This is a genomic window from Vogesella mureinivorans (genome assembly GCF_007644035.1).
Classification (GTDB): domain Bacteria; phylum Pseudomonadota; class Gammaproteobacteria; order Burkholderiales; family Chromobacteriaceae; genus Vogesella; species Vogesella mureinivorans.
Genome location: NZ_VMTV02000122.1, coordinates 1 through 22,325, shown reverse-complemented (window position 1 = coordinate 22,325; position 22,325 = coordinate 1). Strand labels below are relative to the sequence as shown.

Genomic DNA, 22,325 nt, shown 5'->3' with positions numbered 1-22,325 from the left:
GCCGCAGGCCATGCGGCCAACCCTGCCTGCCACGCATGGCCAACCCTGTCAGCAAACAACAAGGCCCGCCGGCATGGCCGGCGGGCCTTGTACGTTCATGCAGCAAAGCTGTGTCGGTACGCGCTAGCGCCGCGCCTGCACCAGCCAGTCGGCGGTGGCCTCGGCGGCCTGGAACTCGTGCACCACGCCCTGCATCAGCGCAAAGGCCTGCGCCGCATCCAGCGCCTCGCACGCGCTAGCCAGCGCGGCCATATGCTGCGCCAGCTCGGCCGGCGGCAGGTGGTATTCCTGCGCGCGCATGATGCGCGGGTGGTCGGTGGGCAGCACGTTGTCGCCGATCAGCAGCTCCTCGTACAGCTTTTCGCCCGGGCGCAGGCCGGTGCAGCGGATCTCCACATCGCCCTGCGGGTTGCGCTCGTCGCGCACTTGCAGGCCGGACAGGTGAATCATGCGCCGCGCCAGGTCGATGATGCGCACCGGCTCGCCCATGTCCAGCACGAACACGTCACCGCCCTGCCCCATCGCGCCGGCCTGGATCACCAGCTGCGCGGCTTCGGGGATGGTCATGAAATAGCGGGTAATGTCGGCGTGCGTCAGCGTTACCGGGCCGCCGCTGGCGATCTGCTGCTTGAACAGCGGCACCACCGAGCCGGAGCTGCCCAGCACATTGCCAAAGCGCACCATCACAAAGCGGGTACGGCTGCCCGCCGCGTGGCGCGCCTGCAGCGCCAGCTCGGCCAGGCGCTTGGTGGCGCCCATCACATTCGTTGGCCGCACGGCTTTGTCGGTAGAGATCAGCACAAAGGTGGCCACGCCCGCGTCTTCGGCGGCGCGGGCGCAGGTGTCGGTGCCAAAGGCGTTGTTGACGATGCCGGCCACCGGGTTGTGTTCCACCATCGGCACGTGCTTGTAGGCGGCGGCGTGGTAGACGGTGTCTACCTGCATGCCCTGCAGCACGGCCAGCAGGCGCGGGTAGTCTGTAACGCTGCCCAGGAAAGGCACGCGCTGCACCGCCGGCGCCAGGCGGGCCAGCTCCTGGTCGATGGCGTACAGCGCGTACTCGCTGGCCTCGAACAGCACGATGCGCACGGGCTTCTGCCGCACAATCTGGCGGCACAGCTCCGAGCCAATCGACCCGCCCGCACCGGTAACCATCACCACCTTGCCGCTGATGTTGGCCGCCAGCAGCGCCGGCTGCGGCGGTACCGGGTCGCGGCCCAGCAGGTCGTCGATGCCGACCTCGCGCAGCTCGGTCACGCGTACCTCGCCGGACACCAGGTCGGCCATGCCCGGCAGGCGCTTGATGGGCACGTGCAGCGCTTCCAGTTTTTCCAGAATCTCGCGGTGGCGGCCACGGCTGGCCGACGGAATGGCCAGCAGGATCAGCTCGGCCTCGGTGTCTTGCAACAGCTGCGGCAGCTCGTGCGGACCGTGCACTGCCAGGCCACGGAAGGTACGGCGCCACAGCTGCGGGTTATCGTCCACAAACGCCATCGGGCGGTACTCGCGCCCTTCCAGCAGGCCGGCCATCAGCTGCAGGCCGGCGCGGCCGGCGCCGTAGATCAGCACCGGGCGCCGTGGCGCATCCAGCGCGTCGATACGCCGTACCAGGCCGCGCAGCAGAAAGCGGCTGCCACCGATATAGGCCATGGCGAACACCCAGAAGATGATGATGGAGGTGCGCGGAAAGGCGCTGACACCGGCCATCAGGATCACCGCCATCAACACCAGCACCGACAGCGACACGCCGACAAACACGGTGTAGACGATGCGGTCGTCCAGAAACTTCAGCACCGCGCGGTACAGCCCCAGCTTGATGAAGATGGGCAGCACCCACAGCGGCGGCACGGCAAATATCCACAGGTAGGGGTCCAGCTTCGGGTCCCAGTTGCCGCCCAGGCGCAGCAGCACCGCGCTCCACATGGCCAGCGGCAGCAGCAGCGCATCCATCAGCATCAGCAGCGCCATCTTGTGATGGCGCGAGAAGGAAAGCAGTTTTTCCAGCATGTAAACCTTTTATCTCAGCAAGCCGCCAGCTCAGGGCATGGCCGCGCCAACGGCCTGGCGCACAGGAATGCCCGCCGGGTCGAAGTTATCCAGACAAAACACGTTGATGCCGAAGTTATCCGGCGTCACACGCTTGCGGTGGAAGGGGTAAATGCCGCACACCTTGCAAAAGAAATGGCGGGCGGTATGGGTATGAAACTGGTACTCCGCCAGCTGCTCGGCCCCCGCCAGCAGGGTGAAGCGGCTCTCGTGCACCTTCACCATCAGCGCATTTTTCTTGCGGCACAGCGAGCAGTCGCACATAGTCAGCTCGGGAAAGTCCGTGGTGATTTCAAACTGCACGGCGCCGCAGTGGCAGCTGCCTCGGTAAGTCTGTTCCGGTCGGCTCATACCTGGTGTCCTGTCAGCGGGTCACAATCTTCAGCAAGGTCGCCACGATGATCTGCACGTCGCCCGCCACGCTGTGGCTTTGCGCGTAGCGCACGTAGTAGCCCAGCTTTTCCGGCAGTACCTGCTCGATGTACGCGCGCTCGGGGTCGGCAGCCTTACCCAGTATCTCGTTCTCGTCGATCATGCGGATCGACGCCCAGTCGGTAATGCCGGGGCGCACCGACAGCACGATGTCCTTCACGCCATCCGGGTAGTGCGCCACGTATTTGGGCACCTCGGGGCGCGGCCCCACCAGGCTCATGTCGCCGTACAGCACGTCCAGCAGCTGCGGCAGCTCGTCCAGTTTGGTCTTGCGCAGCAGCTGGCCGGCGCGGGTAACGCGCCGGTCTGCGCCCACCGTCAGCTGGCCGGCGGCCTCGGCACCGATCTTCATGGTGCGGAACTTGTGGATGCGGAACAGCTGGCCGCCGCGCCCTACCCGCACCTGGCGGAAGAATACCGGGCCGGGCGAGTCCAGCTTTACCCACAGCGCGATGGCCAACAGCAGCGGCCAGATCAGCCACAGCCCGGCCAGTACGGCCACCAGGTCGAACAGGCGCTTGGCCAGCGCCGAGCCGGGGCGTGCGGCCAAGGTTGGCCGCAAGGTATCTACGCCATGCTTATCCGAATCGCGCATCACTGCCCCAGCAGCTGGCGCACGGCGGCAATCACGCGGGTCTGATCGTCGTCGCTCATGCGGGTGTACAGCGGCAGCGTCACTTCGGCTTCAAACGCCGCATCCGCTACCGGGAACTGCTCACGGGTCAGGCCGTAGGTATCGCGCCATACCGGCTGGCGGTGCAGCGGAATAAAATGCACCGAGCAGCCTATGCCCAGCTCGGCCATCTTCACGATGAAATCATCGCGGCTGATACCGGCCTGCGGCTGCAGGCGTACCGGGTACAGGTGCCAGGCATGGTTGCTGCCGGCGTCGGCGGGGTGGGCGGGCAAGGTCAGTGGCAGGCCGGCCAGCTCTGCGTCGTAGCGCGCGGCCATCACCTCGCGCTTTTGCAGAAAGGCGTTGATCTTTTTGAGCTGGTGAATACCCATCGCCGCCGCGGTGTCCGGCATATTGTACTTGTAGCCCGGGGCCACCACTTCGTAGTACCAGGCCGGGGTCTTGGAGGTATAGCGGTCGAAAGCATCACGGCTGATGCCGTGCAGGCGCATGATCTTGCAGCGGGCAATGATGTCGGCCTGGCGCGACACCACCATGCCGCCCTCGCCGGTGGTCATGGTCTTGTTGGCGTAGAAGCTGAACACGGTTACATCAGAATCCAGCGCCCCCACCAGCGTGCCCTTGTAATAAGTGGGCATGGCGTGGGCGGCGTCTTCCACCACCTTCAGGCCGTGCTCGCGCGCAATGGCGATGATGGTGTCCATATCGCAGGCCAGGCCGGCAAAGTGCACCGGCATGATGGCGCGGGTCTTGTCGGTAATGGCCGCGCGGATGGCATCGGGGCAGATGTTGAAGGTAACCGGGTCCACATCCACGCACACCGGGTGCGCGCCGAGGTAGCGCACCACCTCGGCGGTAGCGGTAAAGGTGTAGCTGGGCACGATCACCTCGTCACCCTCTTTCACCCCCACCGCCTCCAGCGCCAGGTGCAGGCCGGCGGTAGCCGAATTCACCGCAATCGCTTCCACGCCGCCGCCGATATAGGCCGCAAAATCCGCCTCGAACTGGCGGGTTTTCGGGCCGGTGGTCACCCAGCCGGAACGCAGCGCGTCGACCACTTCATTGATCTCGTCCTCGCCGATATCCGGCAGGGCGAAGGGTAAAAACTTCTGTTCAGCCATGTTCTTTTCCGTATTCATGCGGCAGGTCAGCCCGACGCGCCATTATCCAGCACCGCCCCCCGTAGCGGGTGACGGTATGTAATCGATGCGGTGCGATGGCGCAATGGATAGCGCCTATCGTCCCTTGAATGCCTTAGCCAGCCAGTAGATTGGGCTGCACCCGCGAAGCCCAATGTTTACCGCTCAAATAGCAGCCCCCATGCAGGCGTAACGCCGTGAACGTTGGGCTTCATTTCATTCAACCCAACCTACCCATCACGCCACCCATCCCGTTGGCGCGAGCCGGACAAAACGGTATGCCCCAGGTTTTAAGACACCGATTTGTCTGAGCCCCGCGCCGTTAGCAAGGGGCGAGTTCGGCGGCGCCTGGGGCATGCCGTTTTGTCCGGGGTTTCGAGCAGCCCCGGGTCGCCTTTTCTTTGGGTTCTTTCTTTTGGCGACGCAAAAGAAAGAACCTCGCTGCCGCTCGATAGCGGCATGCAAACAGCACCGCGCAGCGGTTCATCAAACCAAGCACCAAATGTTGGCCGCATCTATCACTTCAAGCGGTCACAACGTTGACGAAGCAAATAGCAACAACCATGCAACCGTAACGCGGTGAACGTTGGGCTTCATTTCATTCAACCCAACCTACCCATCACGCCACCCATCCCGTTGGCGCAAGCCCTCGTTCCCCGGATGCGCCTGCGGCTTATCCGGGCTACCTGCATACCCGGCGACCACTCACTTCAACTTGTCCGACAACACCTTGCCCAGCCGCTGCGTCGGGAGCTCCACCCAGCGGTGAATCGCCTGCGCCATGCCCCACGTCACCCCCAGCGCGATGGCCACCATCGCCCACCACGGGGTGCCGTATTGTGCCAGCGTAAACAAAATGGCGTAACCGACCGTGGCGTGACACACGTACCAGGCGTAGCTCACGCCCGCCACGCGTGTGAGCAGCGGCACCGCCACCAGCCGCGGCCAGAAAGCCGCCGCCACAAACAGCGCCACGCCTATGCCATAGCTGGCGTACAGGCCGGGGTTGCCCCAGCCGGTAAGCCATACGTACAGCGCCAGCATGCCGATAAAGTGCAGCACGGTTTCCACGCGGCCGGCGTGGCCGGTCTGGTAGAAGTACACCCAGCTGCCGGCAAACATCAGCGGGAAGTAACACACAATGGTCTGAAAACCGTTTACCGGCGCAAAGCGGCACAGCCATACCAATAGCGGCAGCAGCAGCCAGATCGCCCATTTGATGCGGCGGCCGGTTAGTGTGAAAGCGATGCCCAGCATGGCGTAAAACCACAGCTCTACTTTCAGCGTCCACATCACCGGGTCGATATTGCGCCCGCCGATCCAGTCGATCAGCGCAATGCTCACATGGCCCAGTACGTCGCGCGCGGTCACGCTCCACACGCCGCCGGGCAGCTGTGCGGCCAACCATAATGCCGCCACTGTCACCGCCAGCCCGGCCCAGTAGGTGGGGTAGATGCGGAAGAAGCGCGACACGGCAAAGCGCAGCGCGCCCATGCGCGTGAGCGATAGCGGAATCAGCAAACCGGAAATCAGCAGAAACAGCCCCACCCCCACCGCGCCCAGGTTGAACGGCAGCACGAACGATGCGCCGTCGTAGCCAGGCAGCGGCGGCACGCTCATCACCTCGGCAATGCGGTCGCGGCGCTGCCAGAACGTTTGCGTGTAGTGGAACAGCACCACGGCCAGCATGGCCAGGCCGCGCAGGCCGTCGGCAAAATCAAAGCGGATGTGTGGCTGCTGGCTCATGTGGCCTCCGGTGGGCGCGGGCGGCTGCCCAGTATTTCGACAAAACGCAGCAGGTAGCCGTCCGGGTCTTGCCACAGGCCTTCCAGCTGGCCTTCTTCTTCGTCGTCGGCCACGGCGTACCAGCTTTCCTGCAGCGGGCGGAAGCAGGCGTAGCCGGCGGCCTGCAGCCGTGCGGCCAACGCGGTCACGTCATCCACCTCGATCTGCAGGTTGATGCCACGGCCAAACGGCGTTTGCAGCTCGCCGGTGTGCCAGCCCTGCGGGTGCCAGGCTTCCAGCATCAGCTGTGCCTGGCCCAGCTCCAGGTAAACAAAATCGGGCGCACTGCGGCGAAAGCGCACGCTAAAGCCGGCGGCCAGATAAAACGGCAGCGACCGCGCCATGTCGGTGACGGTCAGCTCCGGCACCATCGGGTTCCAGTAAGGCTCGCTCATCGTGTTATGCGCTTTCTACAGTTGGCCGCAGGCTTGCCGCGACAGGTTGGGCGGGGCTTACTTCACGCCCTGCAGGAAGCGGCGCGCCAGCACCGCGTAGTCGTGTTTGGCCAGCACAAACTTTTTACCGGCGGCGCCCATGCGGCCGCGTTCGTTCGGCGTGGTGGCCAGCAGGCGGCGCATGCCGTCGGCGATGGCGGCCGGGTCTTCCACCGCCACGCTCACCCCGCAGCCGGACTCGGCCACCATGTCGTTGCCCGCTTCTACCGAGTGCAATACCGGGCGCGCGGCCATCATGTAATCGAACAGCTTGTTGGGGTTGATGCCGAAACGGTAGATCGGCAGCTTGCGCCAGCCGATGTACAGCGCGTCGCACTCGGCCAGAAAGGCTGGCACGGCGCGCTTGGCAATGGCCGGCAAAAAGCTGACGTTATCCAGGCCCAGCGCCTGCGCCTGCTGCACCAGCGCGGCTTTGTCGGGGCCATCGCCCACCAGCACTATCTGCAGCTTGTCGGCCAGCGCCGGGTCTTGCTGGATCAGGCTGGCGGCCTGCAGCAGGTAGTCCAGCGCGTTGGCCAGGCCGTGGCCACCGGCGTAACCCAGGATAAAGCGCTTTTGCGCCTTCAGCTCGGCCAGGCGCATGCGGTGCTCACCCGGCAGCGGCTCGGGCTGGCCCTGCCACTCGGCCACGTCTACGCCATTGGGGATCACCACGTATTTTTCCGGCGCCATGCCGTGCGCCATCATGTAATCCTTGGCGCAGGGCAGCATGGACACCACGGTGTCGGCTTTCTTGTAGCCAAAGTCCTCGGCCCATTGCAGCAGGCGGATAAACGGGTGCTTGGGGCTCATGCCGCCTACTTCTACCGGCGTGAGCGGCCACAGGTCGTGCACCTCGTACACCAGCCGGGCGCCGGTTTTGCCGGCGATAAACGCCGCCGGGATGGTGTCTAGCGGGTAGGTGGACGAGGCAATCACCACGTCGGGTTTCCAGTCGCGCAGGTAGCGGCCGGACAAGCCCAGCACACGGCCCAGGAAGCGGAAGATATTGATGACGCGCTTGGCACCGTTGCCCTCGTAGCGCGGGGTCTTGCACCAAGTGTAGCGGATGCCGTCGATGTCCTGGTCGGCGTACTTGGCTGTTAATTCCGGGTTGTGCTGGCGCAGGTGCGAGTAGTCGGCCGCCACGATATGCACCTCGTTGCCAGCTTTCACCCATTCGCGGGCCAGGTAGTAGGGGCGGAATTCCATGCCGTGCAGCGGGCTGCCGGCGTAGTGGTTGATGTAAAGAATGCGCACGATAGTTGGTCTGTTATGGGGTGAACGGCTACATCAGGCCGGCGGCGATATTGATCATCAGCGCCAGCACGGTGGTGTTGAAGGCAAACGACAGCATGCAGTGCAAGGTACCGGTACGGCGCATGGCCGCACTACTGAGCGCCACGTCGGCGGTTTGCCCCGAGGTACCGATCACCACGGAAAAGTAAAAAAAGTCGCCATAGTCCGGCATCGCCGTGCCGGGGAAATCCAGCCCCGGCGCCTGGCCGCGGTTCAGCGCCAGAAAATAGCCGTGGGCGTAATGCAGCGCGAACATGGTCTGGGTAAACAGCCAGGACGACACAATAGTAAGCACGCACAGCGCAATGTGGCCGCTGCGTACCGCACCGTGCAGCTGGCGCGCCACCGACAGCTCGGCCACGATGGCCAGCAGGCAGACCAGCGCCGATGCCGCCACCAGCAATAGCAGCAGGCTGCGGCCCTCGGCCTGCACCAGCGCGTGCTGGTGGATTTTGTCCTCGTCGCTCTGGCGCATCATGTAGGCCGCCAGCAGCAGGTATAGCCCTGCACCGGCGTTCCAGCCCAGCAGGTTGGCCGTGAGCTGGCTTAGCGGGTAGCACGCCCCCGCCAGCCACGCCACCAGGCCGCCGCACAGCAGGGCTACGCCCAGGCGCGGGTGGGCCTGCAGCATGCGTAGCGGCCAGCCGATGGCAGCCATGCTACTGCGCCTGCCCTGCGGCAGCGCCCTGCTCCATGCGCAGCCAGTCAAAATAGGCCAGAACAATGCCCAGCGGCGCCCACAGCATGCCGTGGGTCAGCAGGCGTTCGGTACTGGGGATGGCACCACTGGCCACCCACTGCATGCCCACCACCAGGCAGGCCAGCATCATGCCGCGGCTGGACAGGCCGTAAGCCATCAAAAAGCGCATCTGGCCGCCCTGCGCCACACGCTGCCAGCCGGCGTAATCGTTGGCCGCCAGCCGCGCAAACCAGGCGCCATTGCGCCAGTGCCACAGCGTGTAGGCCAGCGCCAGCGCGGCGTGGCCACCCAGCGTGGCGGCGGTAAGCGGCGCGCCGTACCACAGCCATTGCACCAGACAAAACAGCAGCCACAGCGGCAGGGCGATATACAGCAGCGTCAGGGGCATGGAACGGTTCATGCGGCCAACCCCCGGTACAGGTCCACCAGCTTGGCGCCTTCGGCGGCCCAGCTGTACTTGGCCAGCACCGCCTGCTTGCCGGACAGGCCCATCAGGCGGGCGCGTTCGTCGTCGCCCAGCAGCTGGGCGATGGCGTCGGCAATGGCGTGCGGGTCTTGCGGGTCCACCAGCAGGCCGCAGTCGGCGTCCTCGATGATCTCGCGCCACAGCGGAAAGTCGCTGGCAATCACCGGCATGCCGGCGGCCATGTACTCGAACAGCTTGATGGGCAGCGATTCCACATAGCTGGGCGTGGGCAGCAGCGTCACCAGGCCGATCTTGCTGGCGGCCAGCACGTCGGCCACGCCGGCGCGGTCCAGCACGCCCAGGTCGTTTACGCGGTTCCAGCCGGCTTCGCGCTGCAGCGCGGCTTTCAGGTCCGGCTCGCTCCACAGGCCAGCCAGATTGAGGCGGGTATCGGTGTCCGGCAGCGCGGCGATAATCGGCTCGATGCCTCGGGTGCGGCTGATGCCGCCCAGGTAGCACACCTCGTTACGGCGGCTGGCCCATGGCGTATCGCGTACCAGCTCGGCCAGAATGGGGTAGTTGCACACGTCTACCACGCAGCGGGCACCAGCCTGCTCGAAGCGGCGGCGAATCACCGGCGTAGCGGCCACAATGGCGTCGAAGCGGCGCGCAGCGTAGTCTTCCAGCGTTTCCACCCCGCGCGACACCAGCGGGCGCGCCATATCGGGAATCCAGTGTTTGGCCAGCACCTGGCGCGGCACGTCTTCGTGCACATCGTACACCACCTTGATGCCGGCCTGCTGCAAGCGCAGCGCGGCGGGGATCAGCTCGGGGTCGTGAAAATGCGCCACATCGGGCATCAGCTGCAGCGCCTTCTCGTACACGCGCTTCACGGTGCCGGTCATGCGCGACAAGCGGCCGCCGCTTTTGGGCCCCACGTCGTGCAGGCGCACGCCACGGTTGATCTCGTCACCGTTGCCATCGGCCACGATCAGGTGCACCTCGTGGCCGGCTTCGGCCAGGGTGGCGCACTCTTTCACGAAGATGCGGATATCGTGGCGCGGGTGGGCGCTGGTGAGGTGGGCAATTTTCATCTGTTCAAACCTGTCTACGGGTGACGACTCGTTTTGTTACTGCGTTGGCCGGGAAAGCTTTTGGCCGGGAAAAAACACCTGCTTTTTTAGCCACGGAAAAAACGGACAGCACGGAAGCACACCGACACCACTGCGGCCAACCGTGGCTTGGTTAAAGCACCGTCCGTGCCTTCGGTGTATTCCGTGGCAAACATACCTTTGCCTTTTTCGTGCCCTTTTGTGGGTTTCGTGGCAAAAGGCTTTTACTACCTCTTAGCCACGAAACCCACGAAAAAACACGAACCTTTCTTAGCCACGGAAAAGCGGAAAGCACGGAAACACACAGACACCACTGCGGCCAACCTTGGTGTCTTTAAGGTTCTGTCCGCATCTTCCGTGTATTCCGTGGCAAAAAAACGCCTTTGCCTTTTTCGTGCCCTTTTGTGGGTTTCGTGGCCAACGCCTTTTATTGTTTCGTGGCAAAAAACCTCAGCACAATTCCCGGTAAATCTGCGCAAAGCGCTGCATGTTCTCGCGGTACAGCCCTTTGGTCTGTACCAGCTGGCGGTTCAGTGCCGTGGCGCTGGCCAGTGCGGCATTATCGCCTGCGCGCCGTAGCTGCGTCTTCAGCGCACAGCCCAGCCGGCCCAGGTCTTCCACGATGGCGCCGTTGACGCCGTCCAGCACCCATTCCAGGTTGGCCGGCAGGTTGGACAACACCGGCAGGCAGCCGTGGCCCATGGCTTCCAGCAGGCTGATGCTGGTGGCGTCGCTCATCGGTACGCTGACAAACACGCGCGCGTCACGGTAGTGCTGCGCCAGCACCTCGGGCGCCACGAAGCCGGTAAACACCACCCGCTGCAGCCCCAGTTGCTGCGCCAGTGCCTGCAAGCTGGCTGTTTCGTCACCGCTGGCGGCCACGGTAAGCTGCCAGCCGGCCAGGGCGGCGTCGGCTTCTACCTGCGCCCAGGCGCGAATGATGGCGTCGATACGGTATAGCGGCTTGTGCAGGCGGCACGACAGCACCGACAGCGGCTTGGCGGCGATGTCCGGCGGCGGCGGCAGCGCGTCCATGCCGAAGTTCAGCACGTCCATGCGCGCTATCGCGGCCAGCTGGCGGCACACGGCGGCCATGTGCAGCGAATCACTGGTAACGGCGCTGGCCGCCGCCAGGTTGGCCGCCACCATTTTTTTCATCAGCGCGTTCTGCTGTGGCAGCAGCAGAACGTCCGAGCCCCAGGTGGTGAGCACCCACGGCAGCTTGCGGCCGGCCAGTGCGCGGCGCGCGTGCCAGGCCACGCTATTGGCCTGGTGCACGTGCACGATGTCGGGTTTGATCTCGTCTATCAGCCGCGCCAGCCGGCCAGCGGTGCCCAGCGCCTTCAGGCTGAAATCCACCTGCAGCACGCGGCCCAGGTTGGCCGCATGGTAGCGTGGCGGCAGCGGGCCGTTGCTGGCCAGGTGCACTTCGCTGACATGCGGGGCGATACCGGCCAGATAGCGGTGGGTGTGCACCGAGGCAGAGCCGATCAGAAGAAGCTTCATATTGACTTTCTGGCCACGAAAACCACGAAAAAACACGAACAAGGCTGCATGCTTTTGGCCATGCCCTGTTTGTCTCGCGTGCGATTATGCCGCCGGGCCTTTTCATATGAGAGGGTATCGTTGGCGACCATATGTTTATTCCAGCTCCGCCTGCAGCGCGGCCAGCAGCCGTGCCAGTTTGCGCTCCAGCGCAGCGTCCACGCCGATGGCAATGTTCACCGGCAGGTTCAACACGGTGGCCGCCAGCGCCTCGCCGTGCGGTGCCTGCCCTGCGCGGTAGCCGTGGCGGAAGCTGCCGGACGGGTGAATCACATCGTCGAACCATACACCGATATTCAGCCCGCTGGCGGCAGTCAGCCTGCGCGCCAGCGCGGCCTTGTCGGCTACCGGGCGCGGCAGCGCAAACGGGTAGCGCACCCAGTGGGTCGCGTCGCTGGCCTGCCACTGCCGCAGCGCCGGCAGCGCGGCCAGCGCGGTGCGGTAGCGCGCCACCAGCGCCTGCTTGTGCGCCAGCACGGCGGGCAGGCTGGCCAGTTGGCGGCGTACCAGCACGCTAGCCAGCAACGGCATGGCGCGCGGCGGGTGCGGCTCGCCAAACAGCACTTCGTCGTCGCCCGAGCGGTACACCAGCCCCACGCGGCGGGCCAGCGCCATGCTGATGCGCCCGGCCAGCGGCCAGCGTGCGGCCAACAGGTGCGAGGCCAGGGTAGCCAGCAGCCGCCATTCGTCGGCGCAGCGCAGCTCGGGCAAACCGTTATCCGGCAGGCTGGCACCGGCCGGCAGAATCGCCATGCCGCCAATGCCGCCGGTCAGGTTCTTGCTGTATTCAAAACTGAAAAACGCGCCGTCGTGATAGGTGCCCAGCCACTGGCCGTCCAGCTGCGAGGCAAAGCCGTGGGCGGCGTCGTCGACAAAGCGTACCTGGCGGTGCTTCTCGCGCAGCCAGGTCGGCACCTCGCACGCCACGCCAAAGTTGTGCGGCACCACCACCACGCGGGTAGCCGGGCGGATGGCGGCGTCCAGCGCCAGCCAGTCCAGGTTCAGGCCGCCGGCAGCGATATCGACAAAGCGCACACGGGCGCCGCTGGGCGGCACCTGGTTGGGGACCACCACGCAGGTAAAGGCCGGCACAAGCACTTCGTCGCCGGCCTGTACATCGTGTAGCTGCAGCAAGGCGGCAAAAGCGGCGCGGCCGCTGTCGAACAGGCGGATGCGCTCTGCCGCCACACCAAACTGGCGGGCCAGCTCGGTACGCAAGGCAGCCCGGTGGCGGAGGCGGCCCAGCAGCATGGCCGGCAGTGCGCCAAACAGCTGCAGGAGGGTCAGCGAATTGCCGGTCAGCATAGCGGTTTGACCTTTCTGGCGGGCTGGCCGGCGTACACCCAGCCACTGTCCAGCACGCCCTTCACCACGCTGCCGGCGCCCACCACCACGTTGTCACCGATAACCGCGCCAGGCAGCACGATGCAGCCGGCGCCGATGAACACATTGTTGCCAATGCGGATATCGCCATCGACATGGCAGGCGGTAAACGGGGTGGCTGGCGCGTCGGCCGGAATGCCGTTGCTGTGGCAGAAAAACTGGCAGCGCGGGCCGATGGCCACGTGCTCGCCCACCTGCAGCTGGTTGGCACCGATCAGGCAGTAAAAATAAGGCGCCATATGGCTGTGCGCGCCCAGGCGCAGGCCACCACCACCGTGCGCCAGCACGTCGCCACCCCAGTACAGGCGGGCGTGGGCACCCAGCGTCAGGCTGGCCGCAGCGGCGTGCACCGACGGGTTCACCCGCGCACCCGGCGCCAGTTGCGCCCCGCGCAGGCGTAGCCAGCAGCGCCACAGCAGCAGTGTTATGCGATCAAGCATCGTGTTGTTCCCGTCGGCGCAACAGGCGGAAAACCCACGCCACATAGGCCGCAAAATAAACCGTCATCACCAGCGACATCACGCCAAAAGCGCGCATGGCATCGTGGCTGGCCATATACACCGCCGCAAACGCCGCCAGGTTCACCACCACGCCTGCCAGCACAAAGACAAACGACGCACGCTGTTGCCCCAGCACCATCGGCACCATGAAAGCCGGGCCGGCAATAAACGCCGCGGCAAAATACGGCGACAGCACGGCGGCGATGTCACCGGCACCGTGCCAGCCCGCGCCGAACACCCAGGCAAACAGCGGCCCGCCCCACAAACCCAGCACGCTAAACGGCACAACAGCCAGCGCCGCCAGCATCAGCAGCGCCCGCGCCAGCATGCCGCGCAGCGCACGGCCATGGCCCGCCGCCTCGGCCAGGTCGCGAAACACCACCTGCGACACGGCCTGCCCCACCAGCGCTGCCGGCAGCTTGAGCACGCGCAGCACCAGCGCGTACTGCCCCACCACCGCGCTGCCGGACAATGCGGCCAACATGGCCAGCATCAAGGAATCCTGAAACGCCACCACAAAAGCGTGCGGCGTGTTCACCAGCGGAAACTCGCGATAGCGCCGCGCCTGTACCAGCAGGCTGGCACGGCGATGGCCGCGCAGCCAGGCAAAGCGGCCAGCCACATCGGCCCTGGCCAGCGCCAGCAGCGCCAACAGCTGCCCGGCCAGCTGCGACACAATCAAGCCCGCCGCCGCCAGCCCACTGTAACCGGCGGCCACTTGCAGCAGCGATACCCCCAGCGACTGCACCACCCGCCCCTGGGCGTTGGCCGCATAGCGGCGCTGGCGGTTATTCCACGCCGTCCACGCCGCCACGCTGCCCGCCAGCCACACGCCCAGCGGCAGCCACGGCAGCCACGCGGCCAGCGCCGGCTGGCCCAGCGCGCTGGCGATGGCCTGGTGCCACGGCCAGAACAGCAACAGGCACAGCGCGCACAGCGCCGTGTTGATCAGCAGCGCCAGGCGCATCAGCCGTGCGGCGTCGGCATCGTCCGCGGGCAACACCACCGCCATGTCGTAACGGGCGGTGGCCACCACGGCCAGGTTGGACAGCCAGGCCACAAACACCGCCAGCACGCCGAAATCTGCCGGCGTATACAGCCGGGTAAGCAGCGGCGCAAACAGCAAGGGCAGCGCCTGCGCCAGCGCCGCCCCGCTTGCCAGGGTGGCCACATGGCGGGCAAAGCCGCCTGCGGCCAACCTTTGCCAGACCGTGGCCAATTAGCCCAGCGCCTTCTTCACCGCCGCCACGATGGCGTCTTGCGTCGCCTCGTCCAGGAAGGGGTGCATCGGCAGGCTCATCACGCGGCGGCCGGCGGCTTCGGCCACCGGGAAGCTGCCCTCGCCCTGGCCCAGGTGGGCAAAGGCCGGCTGCAGGTGCAGCGGAATCGGGTAATGCACGGCGGTGGGCACGCCCAGCGCCTGCAGCGCTTGCTGTACGGCTTCGCGGTTAGCCACCTCGATGGTGTACTGCGCGTAAACGTGGCTGTTGCCTGCCACGATCACCGGCACGCGCGCCACGTCTTGCAGCAGCGCGCTATAGCGGGCACCGATGCGGGCGCGGGCGGCCACTTCGTCCGGGAAGCTGGGCAGCTTGGCCAGCAGCACAGCGGCCTGGATGGTGTCGAGGCGACCATTGAGGCCGATCACCGGGTGGTGGTAGCGGCGGTCCTGGCCGTGAATGCGGATTTCGCGCATTTTCTTGGCCAGCTCGTCGTCGTTGGTGAACACGGCACCGCCGTCGCCGTAGCAGCCCAAAGGCTTGCTAGGGAAGAAACTGGTGGTGCCGATGGAGCACAGGTTGCCGGAGCGCTGGCCGTGCTGGCTGGCGCCAAAGCTCTGCGCGCCGTCTTCGATCACAGGCAGGCCGTGTTTGGCGGCAATGGCGTTGATGGCGGTGAAGTCGGCGCACTGGCCGTACAGGCTGACCGGCATGATGGCGCGGGTTTTCGGGGTGATCGCCGCTTCCAGCAGCGCCGGGTCCAGGTTGTAGGTGACCGGGTCGATATCGACAAACACCGGCGTGGCACCCAGCAGGGCGATCATCTCGCCGGTGGCGATGAAGGTGAACGGGGTGGTAATCACCTCGTCGCCGGCCTTCACGCCCAGCGCCATCAGCGCAATCAGCAGCGCCTTGGTGCCGTCGCACACGCCGATGGCGTGCTTGGCGCCGGTGTAGGCGGCCAACTGCGCCTCTACTTCTTTGACCTCGGGCCCCATGATGTACTGGCCGTGGTCCAGCACCGCGTGAATGCGGGCGTCGATGTCGGCTTTCAGGTGCTGGTACTGCGCTTTCAGGTCGATGAACTGGATGGACATGTGCTTTAAACCTTAATCAGCCACGAACCACACGAAAGGCACGAACAACGCGCTGTCAAAGGGCGGCACTTTTCATGGACCAGTGCCTCGTTAGCGGTGTTTTTTTGGTGTATTTCGTGGATTTCGTGGCCAAATCTTGATGATCAAACCGGCGTGCAGTGGTTACCGCCGATGTCGTAACGTTGGCCGCAGGCGGTGCAGGCGTGCTGGTCGATGCTGTCTGGCAGGCGCTCGCCGCACTGGCACATCCAGCCGATGCGCTTGGCCGGGGTGCCCACCATCAGTGCGTAGGGCTTCACGTCCTTGGTGACCACCGCGCCTGCGCCAATGAAGGCGTATTCGCCAATGGTGTGGCCGCATACCACAGTGGCGTTGGCGCCAATGGTGGCACCGCGCTTCACAATGGTGCGGCGGTATTCGTTTTTGCGGCTAACGTGGCTGCGCGGGTTGTTCACGTTGGTGAACACCATGGACGGGCCGCAGAACACGTCGTCTTCCAGTGTCACCGCGTCGTAGATGGACACGTTGTTCTGCACCTTCACGTTGTCGCCGATGATGACATCGTTGCCGACAAACACGTTCTGGCCAAAAGAGCAGCGGGCGCCGATACGCGCCTGACTGCAGATGTGTACCCAGTGCCACACGCGGGTGTCGGCGCCGATTTGCGCACCGTCATCGACGATGGCGGTAGGGTGAACGGTGTAGCTCATTGTTTTGCCTTTTTTTCTTTGGCCACGAAAACCACAAAAAACACGAAAATAACTGCAAAGCCATTGCGGGCACGCATGTCAGCGCGATCACAGCAGCTACCCGAACCAGACCAGCGCAGCCGGGGACTTAAAGCACCAGGCGCACGATATCCGCTTTGGGATAGCTAAAGTTCACCAGTAGCCCAACCCTGATGCCCGTTGCCTTCAGATAGTTCAACACTTGGGCTTTATGCGCCTGGGTCAGTTTTTCCTGCGCCTTGAGCGCTAGCAACACGCGGCCTGCCACGATGATGTCGGCCACGTAATCGCCAACTTCTTCGCCTTTGTACCGTACCTGCACCGGGCTTTGCACGAACGCACTCAGCCCCTGACGCTGCAGTTCCAGCAACAAAGCCCGCTCATACACTTTTTCCAGAAAACCATGACCCAACTCACGGTAGACCTCGAACACACAGCCCTGGATACGATAGCAAAGCTCTTTTTCCAGCATGTTCGTGGCCTTTCGTGGTTTTCGTGGCTAATACAAAATCAATACTCCAGCGGCAGGTTCACGCGCTGGCCGGCGCGGGCGGAGCGGTAGATGCCTACCAGCAGCTCCAGCGATTTCAGGCCTTCGCGGCCATCGGTTTCCGGCTCGGCTTCGCCGCGCATCACGCGGATCACGTTGTCGTAGTACAGCGGGTGGCCAAAGCCGTACACGCTGGTGGTGCTGTAGCTGGCGTTCTTGATCTCGTCGTCCATGGCGTGCGGTTCGGCGAAGTCCCAGTGCTGCACTTCGTTTACCGCCAGGCCGCCCACGCGCACGCTGCCCTTCTCGCCCAGGATGGTGATGCTGCCTTCCAGGTTTTTGGGGTAGGTCAGCATGGTCACGTTCATGCTGCCCATGGCGCCGTTGCGCCATTTCAGGCTGACCACGCCGCTGTCTTCCACTTCGATATCACGCGCCAGCGTGCCGGTGTAGGCTTGCAGGCTTTCCACCGGGCCGACGATCCATTCCAGCAGGTCTACGTAGTGGCTGGCCTGGTTCATGAAAGCGCCGCCGTCGTATTCCCACGTGCCACGCCAGTCGGCCTGGTCGTAATACTCTTGCGGGCGGGTCCAGAACACGTTGACGTTCACCATGTACAGGCGGCCAAAGCGCTTTTCCTGCACGGCGCGCTTCAGCAGCTGCAGCGTGGCATTGCGGCGGTTTTGCTTGACCACAAACAGGCGCTTGCCGGCCTGGTCGGCGGCTTTCACCATGGCGATGCCGTCTTGCCAGCGGGTGGCCATCGGTTTTTCGGTCATCACGTGGAAACCGGCGGCAAAGCTGTCGATGGCTTGCTGCGGGTGCAGGCCGGACGGGGTGGTCAGAATCACCACATCCGCCTGGCTGCTGGCCAGCAGGCTAGCCAGCGTGGCGTGGCCTACCGCGCCGGTACGGGCCACGGCGGCGGCCAGCGCGGCCGGGTCGGTATCGCACACGTCCACCAGCTCGCAGCGGTCGGCGTGTTGTTCGATGGCGCCAAAATGGTTGGCCGCAATACGGCCGCAGCCCACCAGGGCAAAGCGCAGCTTGCGGTCGGTAATCGTGTCGTAACTGATCATGCTTATCCCTTTTTCCACCCATGCTTTAGCCACGAAACCCACAAAAAAACACGAAAGATCGGCCTGCGCCAATCAGCTCAACCATTATTTAGCTAATGGTTTTCGTGTCTGTTTGTGGATTTCGTGGCCAATGAATAGCGTTTCAGTGGCACAAGAATCTTAAATCAACAGCCGGTTATTGCTGTGCAGGTTGTTTTCTTTCAGGCGGCGGACAAATTCGCCGAACTCCAGGCCGAAGCGGCCTTCCAGCTCGTCGGCGCGCTTTTCCAGCGCATCCCAGCTGGTGCTGCCCGGCGTGGATTTGAACGCCATCACCGCCACGTTGCCGTGGGTAAGCGCCGGCAGCTCCACCACGCGGCCTTCGAACACGCCCAGCAGGCGCTCGACAAACTGGTGATAGCGCTTGTCGCCGCTCCACCAGTTGGTGACGAACACGCCGTCTTCGGTGAGCGCGCGGTGGCAGTCTTCGAAAAACTCTTCGGTCGTGAGCTCGTCCACGATCTGCAGGCCGTCAAAGCCGTCCACCATGATCACGTCGGTGGATTCGCGGAATACCTTCACGTACTCGGCGCCATCGGCCTGCACGATCTGGAAGAAGTCGCCCTCTTCCGGCAGCTGGAAAAACGCCCGCGCCACGGCGATGACTTGCGGGTTGATGTCTACCGCCACGCTGACCGCGTTGGGCAGGTATTCGTCTATCCAGCGGGCAAACGAGCCGCCACCCAGGCCGATTTGCAGGATGTGCGACGGGTCGTCGCGCCACAGCAAAAAGCCCATCATGGCGCGGCTGTAGCTCAGTACCAGGTCAGGCGGGTCGTCCAGGTCCATCGAGCTCTGGATGGTTTCCGAGCCCAGGTGCAGCGAGCGGATATTGTCCGCCTCGGAGATTTCCACTTCCGGCATGGCGTCCACGCTATTGCGCACGCGGCGGCGGAAAGGGTGCAGTGCTTTACCCGCCACAGCTGTCTCCTGCCTGGCTATCGGCCTTGGGGCGCGAATCCAGAATGCTGATGGTGCGGCGTGGTTTGGCCGCTGTGGCCTCGCCATCGCCCTCACCGTCGTCAACCAGAGCGATCGGGTCGCGGAATTCTTCCTTGTCGAAGGCGGTATCGCCGCCTTCAAACGGGCTGTCACCCGTCTTCAGGCCGGCAAAATCGAACAGCTTGGTGTCGGCCAGGTGCGAGGGCACCACGTTTTGCAGGGCGCGGAACATGCTTTCCACGCGCCCCGGGAAGCGTTTGTCCCAGTCGTTCACCATCTCTTTCACCACCTGGCGCTGCAGGTTGGGCTGCGAGCCGCACAGGTTACACGGGATGATGGGGAAGCCGCGTAACGTGGCGTAGCGTTCCAGGTCTTTTTCGCGGCAGTAGGCCAGCGGGCGGATCACCATGTGGCGGCCGTCGTCGGATACCAGCTTGGGCGGCATGGACTTGAGCTTGCCGCCGTAGAACATGTTCAGGAACAGGGTGTGCAGCATGTCGTCGCGGTGGTGGCCCAGCGCGATCTTGGTGGCACCCAGCTCGTCGGCCACGCGGTACAGGATGCCGCGACGCAGGCGCGAGCACAGGCTACAGGTGGTTTTGCCTTCGGGAATCAGGCGCTTGACGATGCTGTAGGTGTCTTCTTCGATGATGCGGTATTCCACACCAATCGATTCCAGATACTGCGGCAGCACGTGCTCGGGGAAGCCTGGCTGTTTCTGGTCCAGGTTCACGGCCACGATGCTGAAGCTGATGGGCGCGGATTTTTGCAGGCCCAGCAGGATATCGAGCAGGCCGTAGCTATCCTTGCCGCCGGACAGGCAGACCATCACGCGGTCGCCTTCTTCGATCATGTTGAAGTCGTTGATGGCGGCGCCCACGTGGTGGCGCAGGCGCTTGGAAAGTTTATTGCCCTCGAACACGGCCTTTTTGGCCTTGTCGTCGGCAGTCTGTTGCGGTTCGGACATGAGGTACGGCTAAGAAATTGAAAAACCGGCTATTTTAGCCCCCGGCGGCCGGTTTGTACCATCGGGCGGCGCTTATTTTTCACCGCCCCGGCGGCGGGCTTACAGCACCACGCTGCGGCCGCCGTCTACGGCAAGAATCTGGCCGTTAACGTAGTCGGTATCAAACAGCAAAAACGCCACCGCGCGGGCAATGTCGTCCGGCACGCCGGTGCGCTGCAGCGGGATGGTGGCTTCGATGGCCTGGCGCTCGGCGCTATCGAACGAGACCTCGTCTTCCGGCCACAGGTTTACCCCCGGCGATACACCGTTGACGCGCACCTGCGGCGCCAGCTCCAGCGCCAGGCTGCGGATCAGCTGCGCGTGGCCGGCCTTGGCCAGGCTGTATACCAGGTGGCGCTTCATCGGCCGCTCGGCGTGGATATCGACAATACCGACAATGGCGCCGTGGTTGGCCGCCAGATACGGTGCGGCGGCCTGCGCCAGAAAGAGCGGGGCTTTGAGGTTGCTGCCCATCAGGTCGAACCAGTCTTGCTCGCTGATGCGGCCAACGTCGGTGGGGTAAAAGCTGGAGGCGTTGTTGACCAGGCCGTCCAGCCGGCCAAAGCAGCCCACGGCGTCGGCAACCAGCGCAGGCAGCGCGGCGCTATCCAGCAGGTCGGCCTGCGCCAGCGCCACCGTGTCCGGGCGCTGCGCGTTCAGCTCGGCTGCCAGCGCCTGCGCCTGCGTGCGCGAGCCGCGGTAATGCAACACCAGCCGCGCACCGCGGCTGTGCAGATGGCGGGCAATGCCGGCGCCCACGCGGCGCGCGGCACCGGTAATGAGCACCACTTTGTCATTGAGCGAGTTGGTCATGCATGGCCCCTTTTTGCGTTGTGTATGCGGCAAGGCGCTTGGCGTCTGCGCGCCGATTAGCGACAATCCGCCATTCTAGTGGCAGTTGCCGCAAGAAACGAGAACCCGCTGCTGCCGGCACACGGCAGCCAGCGTGCCTGTGCACGCTGCCACCCGCCAGCCTACGTACATACCATGACCCTGCCCCAGCCTTCCGCCGACGCCCTGGCCATCAGCCGCACCCTGGCCACCACCCTGGCCGCCGATATCGCCGACAACGGTGGCTGGATGCCGTTTTCGCGCTTCATGGAGCAGGCGCTGTACGCGCCGGGGCTGGGCTACTACACCGCGGGTAGCCGCAAGTTTGGCGAAGGTGGCGATTTTGTCACCGCGCCCGAGCTATCGCCGCTGTTTGCACGGACGCTGGCACGCCAGCTTGCCGCGCTGCTACCGCAAACCGCCGGCCACCTGCTGGAATTTGGCGCCGGTACCGGCCGCCTGGCAGCCGACCTGCTGGCCGAGCTGGAAGCACTGGGCCAGCTACCCGCCAGCTACACCATCGTTGACCTGTCGCCCGACCTGATAGACCGCCAGCGCGCCACGCTGGCCGAGCGCGTACCGCACCTGGCCAGCCGCGTACAGTGGGTGGCCACACTGCCCGCCAGCTTCGACGGCATCATGCTGGGCAACGAGGTGCTGGACGCCATGCCGTGCGAGCTGGTGAGCCGCGGCGTGGATGGCAGCTTGCAGCAGCGCGGCGTTACCGTGCTGGACGGTGCCTTCTGCTACGAAGACCGCCCATTTACCGATGCGGCACTGGCCACGTTGGCCGCCGAGCTGATACCCGCCACCCCCGGCTACACCAGCGAAATCAGCCTGGCCAACCGCGCCTTCATCCGCACACTGGGCCACACGCTGCAGCGCGGTGCCATCATCATGATCGACTACGGCCACAGCGCCAGCGAGTACTACCACCCCGAGCGCCATATGGGCACCCTGCTGGGCCACTACCGCCACCACACCATTCAGGACCTGTTCTACCTGCCCGGCCTGATGGACATTACCTGCCACGTGGATTTCAGCGCGGTGGCGCAAAGCGGTATCGATGCCGGGCTGGACCTGATCGGCTACTGCAGCCAGGCGCAATTCCTGATCAACTGCGGCATCACCGAGCTGCTATCGCACCTGGATGCGGCCAACGTGAAGCAATACCTCCCGCTGGCCAAGGCAGCGCAGCGCCTGCTGTCGCCGGTGGAAATGGGCGAAACCTTCAAGGTGATCGGCTTTGGCAAAGGGGTAGACATAAACTGGGCAGGCTTTGCCAGTGGCGACCGCTGCTACACACTGTAAAGCCGACGGCAGGATTTGCACGAAATCTATTGACAGCGCAAAAACGGCTCGGTTATAGTTCGCAGCCTTGATGCAGCGCATCGAGATGTGGCGAATTAGCTCAGTCGGTTAGAGCGACGGAATCATAATCCGCAGGTCCGGGGTTCGAGTCCCTGATTCGCCAC

The 22,325-nt window shown here is 64.5% G+C and carries 22 protein-coding genes and 1 tRNA gene; 2 read left to right on the top strand and 21 right to left on the bottom strand.

Going from position 1 to position 22,325, the window contains the following annotated elements:
• Positions 1 to 123: 123 nt before the first annotated feature.
• The 21 genes from FLQ44_RS03035 to FLQ44_RS02935 form a co-directional block, all read right to left on the bottom strand.
• The gene (locus FLQ44_RS03035; protein WP_147692993.1) at positions 124 to 2,007 is read right to left on the bottom strand and encodes a polysaccharide biosynthesis protein; all 1,884 of its coding nucleotides are present in this window, start codon (positions 2,005 to 2,007) and stop codon (positions 124 to 126) included.
• A gap of 30 nt (positions 2,008 to 2,037) precedes the next feature.
• On the bottom strand, positions 2,038 to 2,397 hold the full coding sequence (locus FLQ44_RS03030) for a GFA family protein (RefSeq protein ID WP_147692992.1): 360 nt from the start codon (positions 2,395 to 2,397) through the stop codon (positions 2,038 to 2,040).
• 13 nt (positions 2,398 to 2,410) lie between these two features.
• The gene (locus FLQ44_RS03025; RefSeq protein WP_147692991.1) at positions 2,411 to 3,073 is read right to left on the bottom strand and encodes a sugar transferase; all 663 of its coding nucleotides are present in this window, start codon (positions 3,071 to 3,073) and stop codon (positions 2,411 to 2,413) included.
• Entirely contained in the window at positions 3,073 to 4,236 is a 1,164-nt protein-coding gene (locus FLQ44_RS03020) for a DegT/DnrJ/EryC1/StrS family aminotransferase (protein WP_147692990.1), read from the bottom strand. Before FLQ44_RS03020 ends, FLQ44_RS03025 begins: the two co-directional genes overlap by 1 nt.
• Before the next feature lie 723 nt (positions 4,237 to 4,959).
• Positions 4,960 to 6,000, bottom strand: coding sequence for an acyltransferase family protein (locus FLQ44_RS03015; RefSeq protein ID WP_147692989.1), 1,041 nt, complete (start codon positions 5,998 to 6,000; stop codon positions 4,960 to 4,962).
• Positions 5,997 to 6,434 (bottom strand): bleomycin resistance protein, encoded by a 438-nt coding sequence (locus tag FLQ44_RS03010; protein WP_147692988.1) that lies wholly within the window; start codon positions 6,432 to 6,434, stop codon positions 5,997 to 5,999. Before FLQ44_RS03010 ends, FLQ44_RS03015 begins: the two co-directional genes overlap by 4 nt.
• Before the next feature lie 57 nt (positions 6,435 to 6,491).
• On the bottom strand, positions 6,492 to 7,733 hold the full coding sequence (locus tag FLQ44_RS03005) for a glycosyltransferase family 4 protein (RefSeq protein WP_147692987.1): 1,242 nt from the start codon (positions 7,731 to 7,733) through the stop codon (positions 6,492 to 6,494).
• A 28-nt stretch (positions 7,734 to 7,761) separates the two neighbouring features.
• A complete protein-coding gene (locus FLQ44_RS03000) occupies positions 7,762 to 8,430 on the bottom strand; it encodes a DUF1345 domain-containing protein (protein ID WP_147692986.1) in 669 nt (222 codons plus the stop codon).
• A gap of 1 nt (position 8,431) precedes the next feature.
• Positions 8,432 to 8,860, bottom strand: a complete 429-nt coding sequence (locus tag FLQ44_RS02995; protein ID WP_147692985.1) for a hypothetical protein — start codon at positions 8,858 to 8,860, stop codon at positions 8,432 to 8,434.
• Between the two features lie 8 nt (positions 8,861 to 8,868).
• The gene (locus FLQ44_RS02990; protein ID WP_147692984.1) at positions 8,869 to 9,972 is read right to left on the bottom strand and encodes a glycosyltransferase family 4 protein; all 1,104 of its coding nucleotides are present in this window, start codon (positions 9,970 to 9,972) and stop codon (positions 8,869 to 8,871) included.
• Positions 9,973 to 10,440: 468 nt separating this feature from the next.
• Entirely contained in the window at positions 10,441 to 11,496 is a 1,056-nt protein-coding gene (locus tag FLQ44_RS02985) for a glycosyltransferase (protein ID WP_147692983.1), read from the bottom strand.
• Positions 11,497 to 11,631: 135 nt separating this feature from the next.
• Positions 11,632 to 12,840, bottom strand: coding sequence for a DegT/DnrJ/EryC1/StrS family aminotransferase (locus FLQ44_RS02980; protein WP_147692982.1), 1,209 nt, complete (start codon positions 12,838 to 12,840; stop codon positions 11,632 to 11,634).
• Complete coding sequence (locus FLQ44_RS02975) at positions 12,834 to 13,358, bottom strand: acyltransferase (RefSeq protein ID WP_017509432.1); 525 nt, start codon at positions 13,356 to 13,358, stop codon at positions 12,834 to 12,836. Before FLQ44_RS02975 ends, FLQ44_RS02980 begins: the two co-directional genes overlap by 7 nt.
• Positions 13,351 to 14,637 carry a lipopolysaccharide biosynthesis protein gene (locus tag FLQ44_RS02970; RefSeq protein ID WP_147692981.1) on the bottom strand — a complete coding sequence of 429 codons (1,287 nt, stop codon included), beginning with the start codon at positions 14,635 to 14,637 and terminating at the stop codon, positions 13,351 to 13,353. The genes FLQ44_RS02975 and FLQ44_RS02970 overlap by 8 nt, the downstream gene beginning before the upstream one ends.
• Entirely contained in the window at positions 14,638 to 15,735 is a 1,098-nt protein-coding gene (locus FLQ44_RS02965) for a DegT/DnrJ/EryC1/StrS family aminotransferase (protein WP_147692980.1), read from the bottom strand.
• A gap of 143 nt (positions 15,736 to 15,878) precedes the next feature.
• Complete coding sequence (locus FLQ44_RS02960; RefSeq protein ID WP_147692979.1) at positions 15,879 to 16,445, bottom strand: acyltransferase; 567 nt, start codon at positions 16,443 to 16,445, stop codon at positions 15,879 to 15,881.
• A gap of 127 nt (positions 16,446 to 16,572) precedes the next feature.
• Complete coding sequence (locus tag FLQ44_RS02955; protein WP_147692978.1) at positions 16,573 to 16,935, bottom strand: GxxExxY protein; 363 nt, start codon at positions 16,933 to 16,935, stop codon at positions 16,573 to 16,575.
• Positions 16,936 to 16,973: 38 nt separating this feature from the next.
• Entirely contained in the window at positions 16,974 to 18,032 is a 1,059-nt protein-coding gene (locus FLQ44_RS02950; protein ID WP_147692977.1) for a Gfo/Idh/MocA family protein, read from the bottom strand.
• Between the two features lie 159 nt (positions 18,033 to 18,191).
• Positions 18,192 to 18,992, bottom strand: coding sequence for a polyamine aminopropyltransferase (locus FLQ44_RS02945; protein ID WP_147692976.1), 801 nt, complete (start codon positions 18,990 to 18,992; stop codon positions 18,192 to 18,194).
• The gene (ttcA, locus tag FLQ44_RS02940; RefSeq protein WP_147692975.1) at positions 18,982 to 19,980 is read right to left on the bottom strand and encodes a tRNA 2-thiocytidine(32) synthetase TtcA; all 999 of its coding nucleotides are present in this window, start codon (positions 19,978 to 19,980) and stop codon (positions 18,982 to 18,984) included. Before ttcA ends, FLQ44_RS02945 begins: the two co-directional genes overlap by 11 nt.
• Before the next feature lie 99 nt (positions 19,981 to 20,079).
• Positions 20,080 to 20,832, bottom strand: a complete 753-nt coding sequence (locus FLQ44_RS02935) for a pteridine reductase (RefSeq protein WP_147688041.1) — start codon at positions 20,830 to 20,832, stop codon at positions 20,080 to 20,082.
• A 174-nt stretch (positions 20,833 to 21,006) separates the two neighbouring features.
• Here FLQ44_RS02935 and FLQ44_RS02930 point away from each other — a divergent pair, with 174 nt between their 5' ends.
• Together FLQ44_RS02930 and FLQ44_RS02925 are read left to right on the top strand one after the other, a co-directional pair.
• The gene (locus tag FLQ44_RS02930; RefSeq protein ID WP_147692974.1) at positions 21,007 to 22,161 is read left to right on the top strand and encodes a class I SAM-dependent methyltransferase; all 1,155 of its coding nucleotides are present in this window, start codon (positions 21,007 to 21,009) and stop codon (positions 22,159 to 22,161) included.
• A gap of 89 nt (positions 22,162 to 22,250) precedes the next feature.
• A tRNA-Met gene (locus tag FLQ44_RS02925) sits at positions 22,251 to 22,324 on the top strand.
• Position 22,325 lies beyond the last annotated feature (1 nt).